We start from the raw sequence: 17032 nt of genomic DNA on the forward strand, positions 1-17032 counted from the left end.
TTTGATAAATTTTTAATAAAAGTTAAAATATGGTTGAAAGTGTAAAGTTATTAATATAAAATAATAATTATAAAGATAATAAATTTAAGAAATAAAAATTTATTTTAAATGGGAATCGTTTCCGAGTAGTGAAATGATTTTAGTAAAAAAATATATTTTTTTATTGGATATGTAAATATTTACAGAAAACTGTAAGTAAATTTATATATATTAATATTTAGGGGAGTGAGATTTTATGAGGATTAAAAAATTATTATCTATTGCAGTAGCAACAAGTTTAGTTGCAAGTGCTTTTGTAGGATGTGGAAGTAGCAATTCAACTAATGGAGAAGCAAATAGTGATTCTACATCTAAATCAACACAGGAAATTTATTTCTTAAATTTCAAGCCAGAAATTGCTGATGTATATAAAAAGATTGCTAAAGATTATGAAGCCGAAACTGGAGTTAAGGTTAAGGTTGAAACTGCAGCAAGTGGTACTTATGAGCAAACATTAAAATCAGAAATTGCCAAAAAAGATGCTCCAACAATATTCCAAATTAATGGTCCAGTTGGATATCAATCATGGAAAGATTATTGTTTAGATTTAAAGGATACTGAACTTTATAATCATTTACTTGATAAGAGTTTAGCTGTTACAAGTGGTGAAGGAGTATATGGAATTCCATATGCTGTTGAAGGATATGGAATAATATATAATGATGAAATAATGCAAAAATATTTTGCTTTATCTAATAAAAAGACAGATGTAAACTCTGCAGATGAAATTAATAATTTTGAAAAATTAAAAGCTGTTGTAGAAGATATGGAGGCAAATAAGGATGCTTTAGGAATTCAAGGTGTATTTGCTTCAACTTCAATGGCATCAGGTAATGCGTGGAGATGGGAAACTCACTTAGCTAATTTACCATTATATTATGAATTTAAAGATGATGCAGGTGAAAATGGAGATGTTATTCAAACAGGAATAGATGCTAAGGAAATTGATTTTAAATATAATGAAAACTATAAAAATATATATGACTTATATACTGACAACTCTGTTTCAGAAAAAGGTATATTAGGAAATAAGAGTGTAGATGATTCAATGGCTGAATTTGCATTAGGTGATTGTGCTATGGTTCAAAATGGTAATTGGGCTTGGTCACAAATTAATGATATTAATGGTAATACTGTTAAAGCAGAAAATATTAAATTTATGTCAATATATACAGGTATTAAAGGTGAAGAAAACCAAGGTATTTGTATTGGTACTGAAAATTATTTAGCTATCAATAGTCAAGTATCTGAAGAAAAACAACAAGCATCAATTGATTTTATAAATTGGTTATTTACAAGTGATACAGGAAAAGCTTATGTTTCTGGTGATTTAGGATTTATTGCTCCATTTGATACATTTAATGATGATGAAAAACCAGAAGATCCATTATCTAAAGAAGTTATTAATTGGATGAGTAAAGATAATATTAATACTGTTCCATGGGTATTCCAAGCATTCCCAAGTCAAAACTTTAAAGATACTTTTGCAAGTGCTTTACTTGAATATGTACAAGGAACTCAAGATTGGAATTATGTTGTGAATACAGTAAAGGATTCTTGGAAGGCTGAAAAGGCTCAATGATAATTTAAACTAATAGCAGCATGTATAATATGTGCTGCTTTTAGTTTAAAATTACTATAATTATAAAAGTTAGGGGTGAAATACTATGCAAAAAGGATTAAAAAAATATTTTTGGTTATTTGCATTACCAACATTAATAGCTTTTGCTATAGCATTTTTAGTACCATTTGTAATGGGTATTTATTTATCTTTTACTAAGTTTACTACAGTTACTAATGCAACTTTTGTTGGATTAGATAATTATAAAAAGGTATTTGTAACTCCAGAGTTTACAAATGCGTTAATATTTACAACAAAATTTGTTATTGTATCTGTTATTACAGTAAATATTTGTGCTTTTGCTTTAGCATATCTTTTAACAAGAAAATTAAAAGGAACTAATATATTTAGAACTGTATTTTTTATGCCAAATCTTATAGGTGGTATTGTTTTAGGATATATTTGGCTAATAATTATTAATGGGGTATTAAATTATTTTGGAGTAAATTTAACTATGGACCCTAAGTATGGATTTTGGGGATTAGTTATATTACTTAATTGGCAACAAATTGGATATATGATGATAATATATATTGCAGGTATACAAAATATACCTGGAGAGCTTATTGAAAGTGCTAAAATAGATGGAGCATCAAAGTGGATGACATTAAAAAAGGTTATAATTCCATTAGTTATGCCATCAATAACAATTTGTCTTTTCTTAACAATGTCAAATGCATTTAAATTATTCGATCAAAACTTAGCATTAACTGATGGTGCACCAGGAAATAAAACAGCAATGCTTGCATTAGATATTTATAAGACATTTTATGGAAGAGTAGGTTGGGAAGGTGTAGGTCAAGCTAAGGCGGTAATTTTCTTCATAATTGTAGCAGCTATAATGTTACTTCAATTAAATATGACTAGGAAAAAGGAGGTTGAAAATTAATGGAAGCTAAATTAGATAATAAAGTAGAAGTTGAATTAAAATATAAACCAAAGAAAAAGAATAACGAACTTATATACATTATATTAACTATTTTAAGCATAGCGTTTTTAGCTCCTATTTTTATAGTTTTATATAATTCCTTTAAAGGAAAGTTATATATAAGTAGAGCACCATTTGCTTTACCAAATAAAGTTACATTTTCAGGATTACAAAATTATATAGGAGGAGTTGAAAAAACAGGATTTTTAGCAGCCTTTGGATATTCTGTCTTTATAACAGTTTGCTCAACTGCAGTTATAGTATTATTTACATCAATGACTGCATGGTATATTACAAGGATTAAATCCAAATTTACAAGTGCATTATATTATTTATTTGTATTATCAATGATAGTACCATTTCAAATGGTTATGTTTCCAATGAGTAAAGTTGCAAATATATTAAGTTTAGATAATCCAATAGGAATAATAGTAATATATCTTGGATTTGGTTCTGGATTGTCTGTTTTTATGTTTAGTGGTTTTGTTAAATCTATTCCAATTGATATAGAAGAAGCAGCAATGATAGATGGATGTACACCAGTAAAAACATTCTTTTTGATTGTTTTACCATTGCTAAAGCCAATAGCAATTACAGTTTCCATATTAAATGTAATGTGGATATGGAATGACTATTTATTACCATATTTACTTTTAGGAACAAATTATAAAACTATTCCAATTGCAGTACAATATTTACGTGGTGGCTATGGTGCTGTAGATATGGGAGCAATGATGGCTGTTTTAGTTCTTGCTATTATACCAATTATAATTTTCTATTTAACATGTCAAAAACATATAATCGAAGGTGTTGCAGCAGGAGCTGTTAAAGGATAAAGTTAATATGAATTAAGGACCAGTGATTTAGATATCACTGGTCATTTAAATTAATTAAATATTATTAATATTATTAATATTATTTAAAATAGATCCTTTTAGTAAAAAGAAAATTTTAATGAAACTAATATTACTATGATTATAGTAGTTAATATTGGAATTACAACAGAAGTCATAAATATGTCTTTATAACTTTCCTTATGAGTTAAACCACAAATTGCAAGAGTGGTTATAACAGCACCATTATGGGGTAAGGTATCTAAACCACCAGATGATAATGCTGCAATTCTATGTAATATTTCTGGAGAAATTGAGAAGTTCTGACTCATTTCTATAAAAGTTGGTGCAAGAGCAGATAAACTTATACCTAATCCACCTGAAGCAGAAGCAGTAAGCCCACAAATAATATTAACAGATATTGCTTCAGAAATAATTGGATTAGCAGAAATATTCATTATACTTGTTTGGATAGCTGTAAAAATTGGCAATGCTTTAATTATACTACCATATCCAACTATTGCACTTGAGTTAAGCAAAGGTAAAAAGGCATTTTTTACTCCTTCATTAAGAGAGGAATTTAAATTTTTAAAGTTTTTAAAATTAAGTAATATTATATATATAATTGCTAAAACAATGGAAATTATTACACTCCATGTACCAGATACTTTATCTAAAGTGACACCATATTTATCTAGGTAACTTCCATCAATATTAGGAAAATAAAATTTAGATAATGTAAAATTAGTTATAAATATAATTAATATAGGCATTATTGACAAAATAATATTAGGTAAATTTTCATTTGAATTTATTTTATGGGTATTTTTATAATTTCCATATCCCTCACCATTAATATTTGCTTTTTTAGCTCTGTTTGTAAGCCATAGCATACCTAAAGTAAACATTATTATACTAGCTATAATGCCAAGTATAGGTGATGCAAATGTATCTGTTCCAAAGTAACTCATAGGAATTACATTTTGAATTTCAGGAGAGCCAGGCATAGCAGTCATTGTAAAGGTGAAGGCACCTAGTGCTATAGTTCCAGGTATAAGTCTTTTGGGAATATCAGCTTCTTTAAATAAAATATTTGCAAGTGGATATAAAATAAATGCAACAACAAAAAGTGATACGCCTCCATAAGTTAAAAAGGCACCAGATAAAACTATTGCAAGTATTGCTTTATCTTTACCTAATTTGTTTGTGATAAATGAAGCAATAGATTTACCATATCCAGCTTCATCCATTAATTTTGCAAAAATTGCACCAGTTAAAAATAAAGGGAAATAACTTTTTACAAATCCAGAAAATCCATTCATATAAACTTCAGTATAGTTAGCCATTAAATGAGCATTAAGTCCATTAGAAATTAAAATAGTTAATAACCCTATAATAGGTGCAGTTATTATTGTTGAATATCCCTTATATGCTAAATACATAATTAGAGATAATGAAATTATTAAACTAATTAAGCTTATCATTTGTTTTCTCCTTACTTTTTTACTAATTTTATTATATGTACTAATTAAGAAAAGTATTATATAATGAATATAAATAGATAATAATTATTATATAATAAAAATATAATTAGTAAATAAATATTTTTATAAAGGAAACTTACTACTTACATTCGTTTGTAGAAGTAAGTTCAATTATCTAAATTAAAATTTACAATTTTACTTATAATGGAAAGGGATAAAAGAAATGAATAAAAAAGAATTAAAAGAAAAAAAGCAAATTGAAATAGAAGCACCTAAAAAAATAAAATATCAATGTTTACATACTGAAGAGGCGCGAGAATGTACATGTATCAGAAGTAAAGGCTTAGTATTAAAAAAATAATTTTAAAAGCAACATTAATTATTTTTATAACTTAATTAATGTTGCTTTTTTTTATTTAGAAGCTAAGAATATGTTATATATGGGGGGGCCATTGTTAGAGTAAGTGTTATAACAGCTAGTCATCAGATAAATTTTTAAATTTAATATTGTTTATTTGTATAGTTTGTATTACAATTAATAATACAAACTATACAAAGGGGATAAATTATGATTATTAAATTAGATATGACTAGCAATATTCCTATTTATGTACAATTAAGAAATGAAATTGTAATGGGAATTGGAAGAGGAGAATTAAAAAAGGGGGAAGGTTTGCCAACAGTTAGACAAATGGCAGAAGATATAGGGGTTAATAATATGACTGTTAATAAGGCATATACAATACTAAAAAATCAAGGATATATAGAAATAGATAGACGTCATGGAGCTAAGGTTAGTCCATCATTAGATACAAGCAAAGAATTTAAGGAAAAATTAGAAGGTGAACTAGAGCTTATAATTGCTGAATCTGGTATAAAGGGAATTGAATATAAAGAATTCATGAAAATGTGTGAAGATATTTATAAAAATATGAATGGCTTAAATATAGCATGGAATGAGGGGTAAATATGGGGGTTTTTAATATTATTTGGGGGAGTATACCTGTAGTTGTTTTGTTATCAATGTATTTTAATTGTAGATATATGATTAAGGGAGATAAAAATATTTTAATTGGAGTAACTATTCCATTTTTAGAACTTAAAAATGAAAAAGTATTAGACATAGTAAAAGAGTTTAAGAAAGAAAATATAAAAGGTTTTATTATTGCAGCTATTTTATTTATTCCATCTTTTTTCTTTAAATTAAATTCAAATCAAATATTATACTTTTTTTTATGGTTAATTGGAGTATATATTTTTACTAGAAGTTTATTTATTAAATATAATAAAAGGTTAATGGATTTAAAACGAGAAAATAATTGGTTATTACCAAGCAAAAGATTAGTAACTATAGATACTGAAGTTACTCGTTTAAAAGATGAAATGCCAGTATCTGTTCTTTGGTTTATTCCAAGTTTTATAATCTCATTATTTCCAATAATAATTGTATTTAATAATATAAAAGAGTATGGAGTTTCACTTGGAATTGCAGCAAGTAATGCATTAATAGGTAATATAATTTTCTTAGTTATGTATAAGGTATATTCTAAGGGGAAAACGGAAGTTATAAGTGAAGATACAAATGCTAATATAGCATATAATACAGTATTTAAAAGAACATGGACAATGGGAACTATAATAGCGGCTACAATCCAAAGTATTGGTATGTCATTTATGTTTTCACTTTTCTTAAATAATAATAATAGTAAAATATTATTTATTTTATCTGTAATAATACCTTCAAGTATTATTCTTTTTGGCATATTTTATATAAATAATAAAATAAAAGAAGAACAAGGAAAAATATTAAATACTTGTACAAATCCTATTTATACTGATAATGATGAGTTTTGGAGCAAAGGTGTATATAACAATCCTAATGATAGAAGTGTAACTGTTGAAGATAGGGCAGGCTATGGAATAACTTATAATTTAGGAACTAAAAAGGGAAGAAGAATTTATTATGGTAGTTTAATATTTGCTGGAATACTTGTAATAGGGATAACAGGAAGCTTGATAAGAATTGATCATTCTAGTTTTACTTTAAATATTGAGAATAATTTTGTAAAAATAAATGCTCCAACTTATGGAACTGAGTTTAATATTGATGATATTGAAGAAGTAACAATGCTAGATAGGCTACCTTCAGGAATAAGAACTAATGGGGTTGGTGCTTCAACATATGATCTTGGTAATTTTAGTATAGATGGTTATGGAAAGTGTAAATTATATCTTTACTTTGAAAATCCAAATTGTATTAGCATTAAGTTAAAAGATGGTAGATATATTTTCTTTAATAGTAAGAGTAATGATGAAACATTAAGATATTATGCTGAATTACAAAAATTATTAGAAAAATAGAGGAGAGCTTTTATATAATATATAAGAAAATAATATAAAGTTTGTCCTAAAAATAAAAAATAGTAGCTAATCCATTAAATTGGATGCTACTATTTTTTGAATGCTATATGTCGAAATAACTAAAGTTGTATGGTGTAAGATATATTGTAGTATGTTTTACATCATACACTATTATTAACACTTTTTTTTAGTTTATACCTAAAATTATACAATAAAAGTGCTTTGATCTATCCATGTATATTCAGGTTTTAATTCTTTAATATCATCTGCTAATTTAAATAATGCTAAATCCTTTTCTTTACATTCAAGCATTATATCTATATCAGTATTAAAATGTTTAATATTTTCTAAAAAGTTTACAAAGTCTTGTGCGTTAATAAAATCAGAATGTTTTCGATCATTTTCACTATCTCTAGGAGAAGAAAAATGAAGTTTTGGTGGAAGTTTTTCATTTTTCCAAGTAGCAAATATATATGGAATTAAATCATATATGTTAGTATTTGCATTATTGCAATTATGATGATGAATATCTAAAACCATAGGTCTTTTTAATTCATTACATAGAAACAGTGTTTCTTTAGCTGTATAAGTTTTATCATCATTTTCAATAATTATTTTAGATGTAACCTCTTCAGGAAAGGTTTTAAAATTAGTAATAAATCTTTCTATACCAGATTCTTTACCATTTGTAGCTCCACCAATATGAATTACCATTTTTCCTAAATCATATTTAAAGTCTTCAAACCATTGAGCTTGCCTTAATAAATTTATTTTAGTATTTTCAACAACTTTAGGATTAATACTATTAATTACATTAAACTCATCAGGATGAGTATCAACACGCATATTAGATTCATTTATAAGTTTTCCTATATATTCAAAATCTTTTTTTAAAAATTCTCTATGTCCCCAATAACCTACTTCAGGATGAGTTACTAAAGGGATTAAAGCAGAGGTAATTCTGTAAAAGTGAATATTATTTTCTATATTATAATTTAATATTTTTCCTAAATTTTTTAAATTTGAAGCTGATACAGCTTTTAGTTTTTCTAATTTTTTTTCTGAAGTTGAAATTTTATTATAATTAGTAAAAGTTACAGTGCTAGAAGAGGTAATCTTTTTGCCTAATTTTTTTGATATAGCAACATATCCAAGTCTGATTTTCATTTTATTCCTCCACATTTTTTAAATTATTTTAAGTTTACTGTAAAATATTCTATATTATGAATTTAAACTTTATTGTTTATTATGTGCAATAAATTATAGTCATATGTTAAAATGAAAATCATAAATATTTAAGTATGAAATATATTTATATGTTTAAGGTTAATTTAATTTTGAAAAATATTACACTAAATCCAGAATAAATTTTAAAAAATTACAATCAAAAAATTTATTAATGATGTATAATAATATTGTTGGAGTTAAGTTTAATATTATATCCTAATAGGGGGAGAACTCTTATGTTAATAAACACACACTTAGCAATTGGGTCATACTGTTATAAATTATGCAATGAAAGATATAATTTAAATTTAAATAAAAAAAGATTTTTGCATGGTTGTATAGAGCCAGATTTACACAAAAGGAAAAATAAGATTAAACACACATATAGTGTTTCAAAAGATAAGATGCTAGAATATAAACAATACATTGAAAATAATGACTTAGATATTAATGAAATATCTTTTGTAGTAGGTAAAATTGCACATTATATAGCAGATTGTTTTTGCAAATATCATTTAGAAGAATATTATGGAAAAGATATGAAAGATCATTTTATATATGAAATTGCTTTGCATAGAGTATTGAAAAAAGCTTTAATAAAATATGATAAAGTTTTTAATAAGTTATTAGATGATATGAATGAATCTAAAGATTATTTAGAAGAACTAAAACTAAATAGAGAAGAATATCTTGATTTAGAAGAAGATTGTTTAAATGATATATACTTTACAATAAAAACAACTTGTCAGTTATTATATTTAACACAAAAGTATCTTGTAAAAATAGAAGAATCATATATTTAAAATATAATATAAAAATGGGGTTGTCGCACTAAAAATTTTATACACAATATATTGTTTTAAAAAATAAAAATCAACACAATATATTGTAGTGTTTATTCTTAATGCGACATCCCCATTTTTATAATTTAAAATGGTAAATAATTCTTATGATGTTATAATAAAAATAAGGATTTTTCAGTAAGTTAACAAAAGGAGATTATATGAAAAAAACAATAGGAATACTTGCACATGTAGATGCTGGAAAGACTACATTTTCAGAGCAGGTTTTATATCATACAGGAAGTATAAAAAATAGAGGGCGAGTTGATCATAAGAATTCGTTTTTAGATAGTCATGAGATAGAGAAAAAGAGAGGGATTACAGTATTTTCAGATCAAGCTGTATTTAAATTAAATGATTCCATGTATTATTTAATAGATACTCCAGGACATGTAGATTTTTCTTGTGAAATGGAAAGGGCTATAAGTGTAATGGATTATGCAATTATAATAGTAAGTGCAGTTGAAGGAGTTCAAGGTCATACTGAAACTGTTTGGAATTTACTTAGAAAGTATAAAGTTCCTACATTTTTCTTTATAAATAAGTTAGATAGAGTAGGAGCAAATTTAGAAGGTGTTATTTGTGAAATCAGACAGAGCCTTTCTAAAGAAAGTTTTTATATAAATGATTTAAATGAACTAAATGAATCTTTAATTGAATTTATAGCAGAAATGGATGAAGAATTATTAGAAAAATATTTAAATAATGAATATGAAAGCTATATATGGAAAGATAAATTAAGAAAATTAATAAAAGAAAATAAGGTATATCCATGTTTTGCAGGCTCGGCACTTCAAGATGGGGGTATAAAAGAATTTTTAAATGCATTTGATGAGCTTACTTTTACAAAATATGATGTAAATGATAAATTTTCAGGAATTGTTAATAAAATTCGTTATGATAGTAATGGAACTAGAATTACATTTATTAAAGCATTAAGTGGTAAACTAAAAGTAAGAGATGAAATAGAAATTTATAAAGGAGAACAAAAAATTAAGGAAAAAATAAGCAGTATAAGAATTTATAATGGAAACAAGTTTATTAGCTTAGATGAAGCTCAAGCAGGTGATATTTTTGCAGTAACAGGTTTATCATTATTAAATGCTGGTGATGTGGTAGGTAACTTAAATGAAAAAATGAAATTAAATATGATTCCTACATTGATGTCTAGTGTTATATATGATAAATCATATAATGAAAAAGAAGTCTTAAAATATTTTAAAATACTAGAAGCAGAAGATCCAGCGTTAAATGTATTATGGAATGGCAGTAATAAGGAAATTCAAGTACATATTATGGGTAAAATACAACTAGAAGTTTTAAAAGAAGTTGTACTTGATAGATTTAATTTAAAAATTGACTTTGGACCATGTAAAATAATGTATAAGGAGACTATAAAAAATTCAGTAAAGGGATATGGGCATTTTGAACCGTTAAAGCATTATGCAGAAGTGCATTTAAAAATAGAAGAAAATCCAAGAGGATATGGAATTACTTTTGAAAATAAATGTCATGCTGATGATTTGACAACTGGACAGCAGAATTTAATTAAGACACATATTTTTGAAAGAAATCATCATGGTTTATTAACTGGTTCAGATATAACAGATGTTAAAATAACTCTTTTAACTGGTAGGGCACATAATAAACATACTGAAGGTGGCGATTTTAGAGAAGCAACATTTAGGGCATTAAGACAAGGGTTGGAAAAGGCAGAAAATATATTATTAGAGCCGTTTTATAAATTTATAATAGATGTAGAACTAGAATATTTAGGGAAGGTTTTAGCTGATATACAAAGGCTAAGTGGTGAATTTAATCCACCTGAAACTAACCTAAATAAGGTTAGAATAACAGGAAGAGGGCCAGTATCAACGTTTATGGATTATAGTATGGATGTTATAGCCTTTACTAAAGGAAAAGGCAATATTAGTTTAATGTTTGATGGATATGATGTATGTCATAATTCTGATGAAGTTATAGAAAAAATAAAATATAATAAAAATGCAGATATAGAGTATTCTTCAAATTCAGTATTTTGTTCTAAGGGGCAAGGAATTATTGTACCTTGGAATGAAGTAGAAAAATATATGCATTGTGAAATATTTGAGGAATAGGATTGGAGGAAATATGATTACTACTGATGATTATATAAAATTTGTATCAAACCCAATTTTACCAGCAGAAAATAAGGATGAAGATTTATGGTTTTTATTTAAGGATAAAATGATTTTAATTAAATCAGATAAGGAAAAGATTCAAATTCCAAGATTTAATGATGTAAAAGAAATAATAGATGGATTAGAAATAAAATATAATCTTGGAAAGTTAATGAATATACAATGTTTTTGTGGAGAAATTAATTCTGCAGTTGAGGTATCTGGAAAGTTTAAATTTATTGCATTAAGAGAAGTTACTGCAATTATTGATAAAGAATATGCAGCAGTAGCTGGAAAAGCAGCACAGATAATTCATTTTCATAAGGTAAGTAAATATTGTGGCATATGTGGTGGAAAAAATGAATTTGTTAAAAGTGAATTTGCTATGAAGTGTAAGGAATGTGGATATATAGTATATCCTAAAGTTTGTCCTGCTATAATAGTAGGAATTACTAAAGGAGATAAGATATTATTAGCAAATAACAAGAATTTTCCAAAGGGGCTACATAGTGTTATTGCAGGATTTGTGGATGTAAATGAAACTTTAGAGGAATGTGTAAAACGTGAAATATTAGAAGAGGTTAATATTAAAGTAAAAAATATAAAATATTTTGATAGTCAACCTTGGCCATATCCAAATTCACTGATGATTGGATTTACTGCTGAATATGAAAGTGGAGAAATTAAAGTTGATGGAGAAGAAATAATTCATGCAGACTGGTATAACAAAGATGAGTTACCTATGTTACCAGAAAAAACAACAATAGCAAGAAGAATAATTGATTCAATATTATATAAATAAATCTTTAAATATAACATATGGTTTTAGAAAAATAGGAATTATATATAGGAAAATGGTAGAAGATGTAGCCTAATTGAAGGTGATATTTCTAATTCTGATTTTTGTACTTCAGCAATAGAAAAGGTAATCAATGAATATGGTAAAATAGATATATTAGTAAATAACTCAGCTGTTCAATACGAATGTAAAGATTTTAAACAAATTACTGATTTTCAATTTGATAAAACTATAAAGACTAATATTTATGGAACTTTTTATATGAGTAGAGAAGCTTTGAAATATATGAAATCAGGAGAATGCATTATTAATAAGTCATCAGTTACTGATATGCAGGTAATGAAAAGTTAATTGATTATTCTATGACAAAAGGAGCAATTACAACTTTAACAAGGTCGTTAGAATTATCATTAGCTAAAAATAAAAGTGGAATAAGAGTTAATGCAGTAGCACCAGGACCAATTTGGACTCCACTTATTCCCTCTAGTTTTGAAAAGTCAGAAATTCCACATTTTGGTTCTACTACAGCATTAGGAAGAGCTGGTCAGATGGTAGAGTGTACAGGTTCATATGTATTTTTAGCATCAGAAGTAGCATTATATATTACAGGGCAAACAATACATATAAATGGTGGAGAAATGGTAACAAGTAAATTAAAAATAAGTCATTTGGTTGTAAAAAAATTTAATGACTTATTTTTTTATAAAGGTTTGTTAAAAAAATAACAATAAAAAGAATTATTTGTGATTATAATCACAGTTATAAGATAGTATTAATGATAAAATGATTTTGAAATAATGCTAATTATAGAATTTATTAAATCATGAATTGGAGATGGGAGTAATATGAAGAAAATTCAATCAACATGTAATTTATGTGCATTAGCATGTAATTTAGATTTTTATGTAGAAAATGGCAAAATAGATAGAGTTTCACCTACTGTTGATTATCCAGTAAATAAGGGGTTTTGTTGTATAAAGGGTTTAAATTTAGACAAGCAACAAACTAAAATAAAAGCAAGAAAAAACCCTTTATTAAGAGATGAAAATGGTGAAATGAAAGAAGTTTCATGGAAAGAAGCATTTGAAACATTTGCTAAAAAAATGACAAGTATTCAAGAGAAATATGGAAAAGAAAGCGTTGCTTTTATTAGTACAGGACAAATGCCAACAGAAGATATGGCATTACTAGGGCATGTAGGAAGAAACTATATGGGTATTAATGGAGATGGAAACACAAGATTATGTATGGCTACATCAGTAGTTGCTCATAAACAAAGCTTTGGATTTGATGCGCCTCCATATACTTTAAATTATGCAGAGCTTTCAGATACTATAATTTTAATTGGAGCAAATCCAGTTATAGCTCACCCAGTATTTTGGGGAAGAATAAGACAAAATAAAGAAGCTAAAATAATAACAATTGATCCAAGAAAATCAGAAACAGCTATGAATTCAGATATATGGATAGACATTAAACCAAAGGCAGATTTAGTGTTAATGTATACATTAGCTAATGTTTTAATTGAAAAAGGATACATAGATAAAAATTACATTGAAAATTATACAGAAGGCTATGAAGAGTTTAAAAAACATGTAGCTAAGTTCACATTAGAAAATGTTGAAGAAGAAACAGGAATTTCAGCTGAAAGAGTATTAGAGCTTGCAGAAATAATTCATGCAGGTAAAAGAGTTTCATTCTGGTGGACAATGGGAGTAAACCAAGGATATCAAGCGGTTAGAACAGCTCAATCTATAATTAATTTAGCATTAATGACAGGTAATATTGGTAGACCAGGAACTGGTGCAAACTCTTTAACTGGACAATGTAATGCTATGGGTTCAAGAGTATTTAGTAATACAACAGGTTTATATGGTGGTGGAGATTTTGATAATCCAGTACGTAGAAAAGCTGTAGCTGAAGCTTTAGGAGTAGATGAAAGTGTACTTGCTACAAAGCCAACAATTCCTTACAATGCAATAATTGAAAAAGCAATTTCAGGTGAAATTAAAGGATTATGGGTAATTTGTACAAACCCTAGACATTCATGGGCTAATAATGAAGAGTTTGAAAAGTGTGTTAAGAACTTAGATTTCTTTGTTGTACAAGATATATATGAAGATACTCATAGTGCTAAACTTTGCGATTTATATTTACCTTCAGTTCCAGCAATTAAAAAAGAAGGTGTAATAATAAATACTGAAAGAAGGGCATCAAAAGTTAATCCTGTAATTCCAAAGGAAGAAGGAGAATTATCAGATTTTGAAATATTCTATAATATAGGTAAAGAACTTGGAATGGGTGATTTATTAAATGGATGGGAAACTCCAAGATCTACATTTGAATTATTAAAGAAATGTTCAAAGGGAATGCCTTGTGATATTACAGGTATAACTTATGAAATGTTAGAAGGTCCAAACATGGAAGGATCAAGAGGGGTTCAATGGCCATTTAGAGAAGGTGAAACTTTAATTGAAGATGAAAGAAGATTATATGAAGATGGAAATTATTATACTCCATCAAAGAAAGCTAAATTCCATTTTGAAGATATAGCTGAAAATCCAATACAAACAAGTAAGGAATTCCCATATATATTTAACTCAGGAAGAGGAACTGTTGGACAATGGCATACTGGAGTTAGATCAAGAGAAATTGAAGCATCAGAAAGAATTTATTCTAAGGAATCTTATGTATTTATGCATCCAGAATTAGCTTTAGAATTAAATATAGTTGAAAATGAAAGAGTAAGTATTGCTTCTCAAAATGGAGTTACTAGAGATTTTACTATAAAGATATCAGATCATGTTAAAAAAGAACATTTATATGCTCCAATGCATTATATAGAAACAAATGCTCTTACTCCTTCAGTTTATGATCCATATTCAAAGGAGCCATCATTTAAAACAGTTGCAGTAAATATAATTAAGAAATAAGGGGGTGACTAAAGATGAAAAGAATAAAAATAGATAGAGATAAATGTGTAGGATGTTTAACTTGTACAACAGCATGTATAGTATCTCATGATGCAGAGGATACAAGAAGTAGAATAACAATAGATAGTAATGGGAAATATGCACCTATTTTTTGTAGACATTGTGATAGACCAGAATGTGTTTACACTTGTATGACTGGTGCTATGAGTAAAAATAAAGAAACTGGATTAGTAGAATATGATAAAAATCGTTGTGCTAGCTGTTATATGTGTATAATGGCATGTCCATATGGAGTTTTAAAAGCTGATAAGAGAAGACAAAAAGAAATAATGAAATGTGACGCATGTAAGGATAAGGGAAGCCCACAATGTGTAGCTAAATGTCCAATGGCAGCAATCACATTAGAGGAGGTAACAGAATAATGAGATATGTTGTTATAGGAGCCTCTGCAGCAGGAATTAGTGGAGCTAAAACTTTAAGAGAATTAGATAAAGAGGCTGAAATAATACTAGTATCTAAAGATGAAAATGTATATTCAAGATGTATACTTCATCATTATATTTCAAATCACAGAGATGTTGATGCATTAAACTTTACAAGTAAGGATTTCTTTGAAGAAAACAATATTACTTGGATGAAAGGTTTAGAAGTTAAAGCATTAAATGATGCAGAACAAACATTAGAATTATCAAATGGAGAATCTTTAAGATATGATAAATTATTAGTCTGTAGCGGAGCATCTGCATTTGTTCCTCCAGTTCCAGGACTTAGAGAAGGGAAAAATGTAGTTGGTTTAAGAAACTTAGAAGATGCAGTTTTAATAAAAGAACAAGCTAAAAAAGTTAAAAATGTAGTTGTTTTAGGTGCAGGGCTTGTTGGAATAGATGCAGTTAGTGGATTATTAGGACAAGGATTAAATATATCATTAGTTGAAATGAGCAATAAGATACTTCCATTACAATTAGATAAGCATGCTTCTGATGTATATGAAAAAGAATTCAATAAACAAGGTGTTTCTTTAAAATTAGATGTTAAAGCTGAAAAATTACTTTTAGATGAAGAAAATAATCCAAAGGCATTAGTATTAAATACAGGAGAAGAAATTCATTGTGAATTAGTTGTAGTTGCTACAGGTGTTAGATCTAATATTGCATTTATGGAAAATAGCAATGTTGAATGTGATAGATTTGGATTAATAATAGATGCAAAAGGTCAAACTAATGTTGAAAATGTATATGGTGCTGGAGACGTTACAGGAAGAAATCCAATATGGCCTACAGCTGTAAAGGAAGGTATAATTGCAGCACACAATATGCTAGGAAAAGAAATGGAAATGACTGATTTCTTTGGAAGTAAAAATACTATGAATTTCGTTGGTATAGCTACAATGTCACTTGGTATGGTAGAGCCAGCAGATGAAACATACATAGTAGAAACTAAAGCTGATGAAAAGAATTATAAGAAGATAATTCATAAGGATGGTAAGATTTATGGAGCAATAATTCAAGGAGATCTTTCTTATACAGGAGTTTTAACTCAGCTTATAAAAGCAAATATTGATGTATCAAAAGTAACAAAGAGCTTATTTGATATAGATTATTCAGATTTCTTTAATATAGAAAAAAACTTTGAATTTAGTTATAAATAATAAGTTTAATATTTAAGCAAAAAGCTAAAAATATATTTTATAATATTTAATTATTAAAAGTTATATAATAAAATATTATAAAAATAAAAAGATTAGAGGAATAAGGAGAAGAAGTTAATGTTTAAGAGCCTTTTTCCTCTAATATTATTAAATTAAAT

14 protein-coding genes and 1 pseudogene are annotated in these 17032 nt (G+C 26.9%); 13 read left to right on the forward strand and 2 right to left on the reverse strand.

Going from position 1 to position 17032, the window contains the following annotated elements:
* The first annotated feature begins 235 nt into the window (after positions 1-235).
* The 3 genes from ACUN06_RS04560 to ACUN06_RS04570 all read left to right on the forward strand — a co-directional run bounded on the left by ACUN06_RS04560 (position 236) and on the right by ACUN06_RS04570 (position 3424).
* Positions 236-1621: an ABC transporter substrate-binding protein gene (locus tag ACUN06_RS04560; protein WP_294396758.1), complete on the forward strand. Its 1386-nt coding sequence runs from the start codon at positions 236-238 to the stop codon at positions 1619-1621.
* Positions 1622-1706: 85 nt separating this feature from the next.
* The gene (locus ACUN06_RS04565; RefSeq protein ID WP_449390146.1) at positions 1707-2549 is read left to right on the forward strand and encodes a carbohydrate ABC transporter permease; all 843 of its coding nucleotides are present in this window, start codon (positions 1707-1709) and stop codon (positions 2547-2549) included.
* Positions 2549-3424 carry a carbohydrate ABC transporter permease gene (locus ACUN06_RS04570; RefSeq protein ID WP_291732100.1) on the forward strand — a complete coding sequence of 292 codons (876 nt, stop codon included), beginning with the start codon at positions 2549-2551 and terminating at the stop codon, positions 3422-3424. Before ACUN06_RS04565 ends, ACUN06_RS04570 begins: the two co-directional genes overlap by 1 nt.
* A 98-nt stretch (positions 3425-3522) precedes the next feature.
* On the opposite strand, the gene ACUN06_RS04575 is transcribed toward ACUN06_RS04570, so the two are convergent.
* Entirely contained in the window at positions 3523-4905 is a 1383-nt protein-coding gene (locus ACUN06_RS04575) for a GntP family permease (protein WP_294396759.1), read from the reverse strand.
* 223 nt (positions 4906-5128) lie between these two features.
* Between ACUN06_RS04575 and ACUN06_RS04580 the strand changes: the two genes are divergently transcribed.
* The 3 genes from ACUN06_RS04580 to ACUN06_RS04590 all read left to right on the forward strand — a co-directional run bounded on the left by ACUN06_RS04580 (position 5129) and on the right by ACUN06_RS04590 (position 7266).
* A complete protein-coding gene (locus ACUN06_RS04580; protein ID WP_172676168.1) occupies positions 5129-5266 on the forward strand; it encodes a hypothetical protein in 138 nt (45 codons plus the stop codon).
* 207 nt (positions 5267-5473) lie between these two features.
* Positions 5474-5872 carry a GntR family transcriptional regulator gene (locus ACUN06_RS04585; RefSeq protein WP_449390147.1) on the forward strand — a complete coding sequence of 133 codons (399 nt, stop codon included), beginning with the start codon at positions 5474-5476 and terminating at the stop codon, positions 5870-5872.
* 2 nt (positions 5873-5874) lie between these two features.
* Positions 5875-7266 carry a PH domain-containing protein gene (locus ACUN06_RS04590; RefSeq protein ID WP_294396761.1) on the forward strand — a complete coding sequence of 464 codons (1392 nt, stop codon included), beginning with the start codon at positions 5875-5877 and terminating at the stop codon, positions 7264-7266.
* Positions 7267-7470: 204 nt separating this feature from the next.
* Here the strand turns inward: ACUN06_RS04590 and uvsE are convergent, their stop codons facing one another.
* Complete coding sequence (uvsE, locus tag ACUN06_RS04595; protein WP_449390148.1) at positions 7471-8433, reverse strand: UV DNA damage repair endonuclease UvsE; 963 nt, start codon at positions 8431-8433, stop codon at positions 7471-7473.
* A gap of 296 nt (positions 8434-8729) precedes the next feature.
* Between uvsE and ACUN06_RS04600 the strand changes: the two genes are divergently transcribed.
* The 7 genes and pseudogenes from ACUN06_RS04600 (at position 8730) to ACUN06_RS04630 (ending at position 16874) form a co-directional block, all read left to right on the forward strand.
* Complete coding sequence (locus tag ACUN06_RS04600) at positions 8730-9296, forward strand: zinc dependent phospholipase C family protein (RefSeq protein WP_291732112.1); 567 nt, start codon at positions 8730-8732, stop codon at positions 9294-9296.
* A gap of 200 nt (positions 9297-9496) precedes the next feature.
* Positions 9497-11452, forward strand: coding sequence for a GTP-binding protein (locus ACUN06_RS04605; protein WP_301953300.1), 1956 nt, complete (start codon positions 9497-9499; stop codon positions 11450-11452).
* Between the two features lie 13 nt (positions 11453-11465).
* A complete protein-coding gene (nudC, locus tag ACUN06_RS04610; protein ID WP_294125996.1) occupies positions 11466-12296 on the forward strand; it encodes an NAD(+) diphosphatase in 831 nt (276 codons plus the stop codon).
* 54 nt (positions 12297-12350) lie between these two features.
* Positions 12351-12943, forward strand: a pseudogene (locus ACUN06_RS04615) (SDR family oxidoreductase); the annotation flags it as partial.
* A 195-nt stretch (positions 12944-13138) separates the two neighbouring features.
* Positions 13139-15226, forward strand: coding sequence for a molybdopterin oxidoreductase family protein (locus ACUN06_RS04620; RefSeq protein ID WP_449390149.1), 2088 nt, complete (start codon positions 13139-13141; stop codon positions 15224-15226).
* A 14-nt stretch (positions 15227-15240) separates the two neighbouring features.
* The gene (locus tag ACUN06_RS04625; protein ID WP_291732157.1) at positions 15241-15648 is read left to right on the forward strand and encodes a 4Fe-4S dicluster domain-containing protein; all 408 of its coding nucleotides are present in this window, start codon (positions 15241-15243) and stop codon (positions 15646-15648) included.
* The gene (locus tag ACUN06_RS04630) at positions 15648-16874 is read left to right on the forward strand and encodes an NAD(P)/FAD-dependent oxidoreductase (protein WP_449390150.1); all 1227 of its coding nucleotides are present in this window, start codon (positions 15648-15650) and stop codon (positions 16872-16874) included. Before ACUN06_RS04625 ends, ACUN06_RS04630 begins: the two co-directional genes overlap by 1 nt.
* The last annotated feature ends 158 nt before the right edge of the window (positions 16875-17032 follow it).

Source organism: Clostridium sp. ETTB3 (assembly GCF_053571985.1).

Excerpts from the sequence above, each read along its gene's own strand:
- ACUN06_RS04560 (WP_294396758.1), top strand. The coding sequence starts at position 236 with ATGAGGATTAAAAAATTATTATCTATTGCAGTAGCAACAAGTTTAGTT.
- ACUN06_RS04565 (WP_449390146.1), top strand. The coding sequence starts at position 1,707 with ATGCAAAAAGGATTAAAAAAATATTTTTGGTTATTTGCATTACCAACA.
- ACUN06_RS04570 (WP_291732100.1), top strand. The coding sequence starts at position 2,549 with ATGGAAGCTAAATTAGATAATAAAGTAGAAGTTGAATTAAAATATAAA.
- ACUN06_RS04575 (WP_294396759.1), bottom strand. The coding sequence starts at position 4,905 with ATGATAAGCTTAATTAGTTTAATAATTTCATTATCTCTAATTATGTAT.
- ACUN06_RS04580 (WP_172676168.1), top strand. The coding sequence starts at position 5,129 with ATGAATAAAAAAGAATTAAAAGAAAAAAAGCAAATTGAAATAGAAGCA.
- ACUN06_RS04585 (WP_449390147.1), top strand. The coding sequence starts at position 5,474 with ATGATTATTAAATTAGATATGACTAGCAATATTCCTATTTATGTACAA.
- ACUN06_RS04590 (WP_294396761.1), top strand. The coding sequence starts at position 5,875 with ATGGGGGTTTTTAATATTATTTGGGGGAGTATACCTGTAGTTGTTTTG.
- uvsE (WP_449390148.1), bottom strand. The coding sequence starts at position 8,433 with ATGAAAATCAGACTTGGATATGTTGCTATATCAAAAAAATTAGGCAAA.
- ACUN06_RS04600 (WP_291732112.1), top strand. The coding sequence starts at position 8,730 with ATGTTAATAAACACACACTTAGCAATTGGGTCATACTGTTATAAATTA.
- ACUN06_RS04605 (WP_301953300.1), top strand. The coding sequence starts at position 9,497 with ATGAAAAAAACAATAGGAATACTTGCACATGTAGATGCTGGAAAGACT.
- nudC (WP_294125996.1), top strand. The coding sequence starts at position 11,466 with ATGATTACTACTGATGATTATATAAAATTTGTATCAAACCCAATTTTA.
- ACUN06_RS04620 (WP_449390149.1), top strand. The coding sequence starts at position 13,139 with ATGAAGAAAATTCAATCAACATGTAATTTATGTGCATTAGCATGTAAT.
- ACUN06_RS04625 (WP_291732157.1), top strand. The coding sequence starts at position 15,241 with ATGAAAAGAATAAAAATAGATAGAGATAAATGTGTAGGATGTTTAACT.
- ACUN06_RS04630 (WP_449390150.1), top strand. The coding sequence starts at position 15,648 with ATGAGATATGTTGTTATAGGAGCCTCTGCAGCAGGAATTAGTGGAGCT.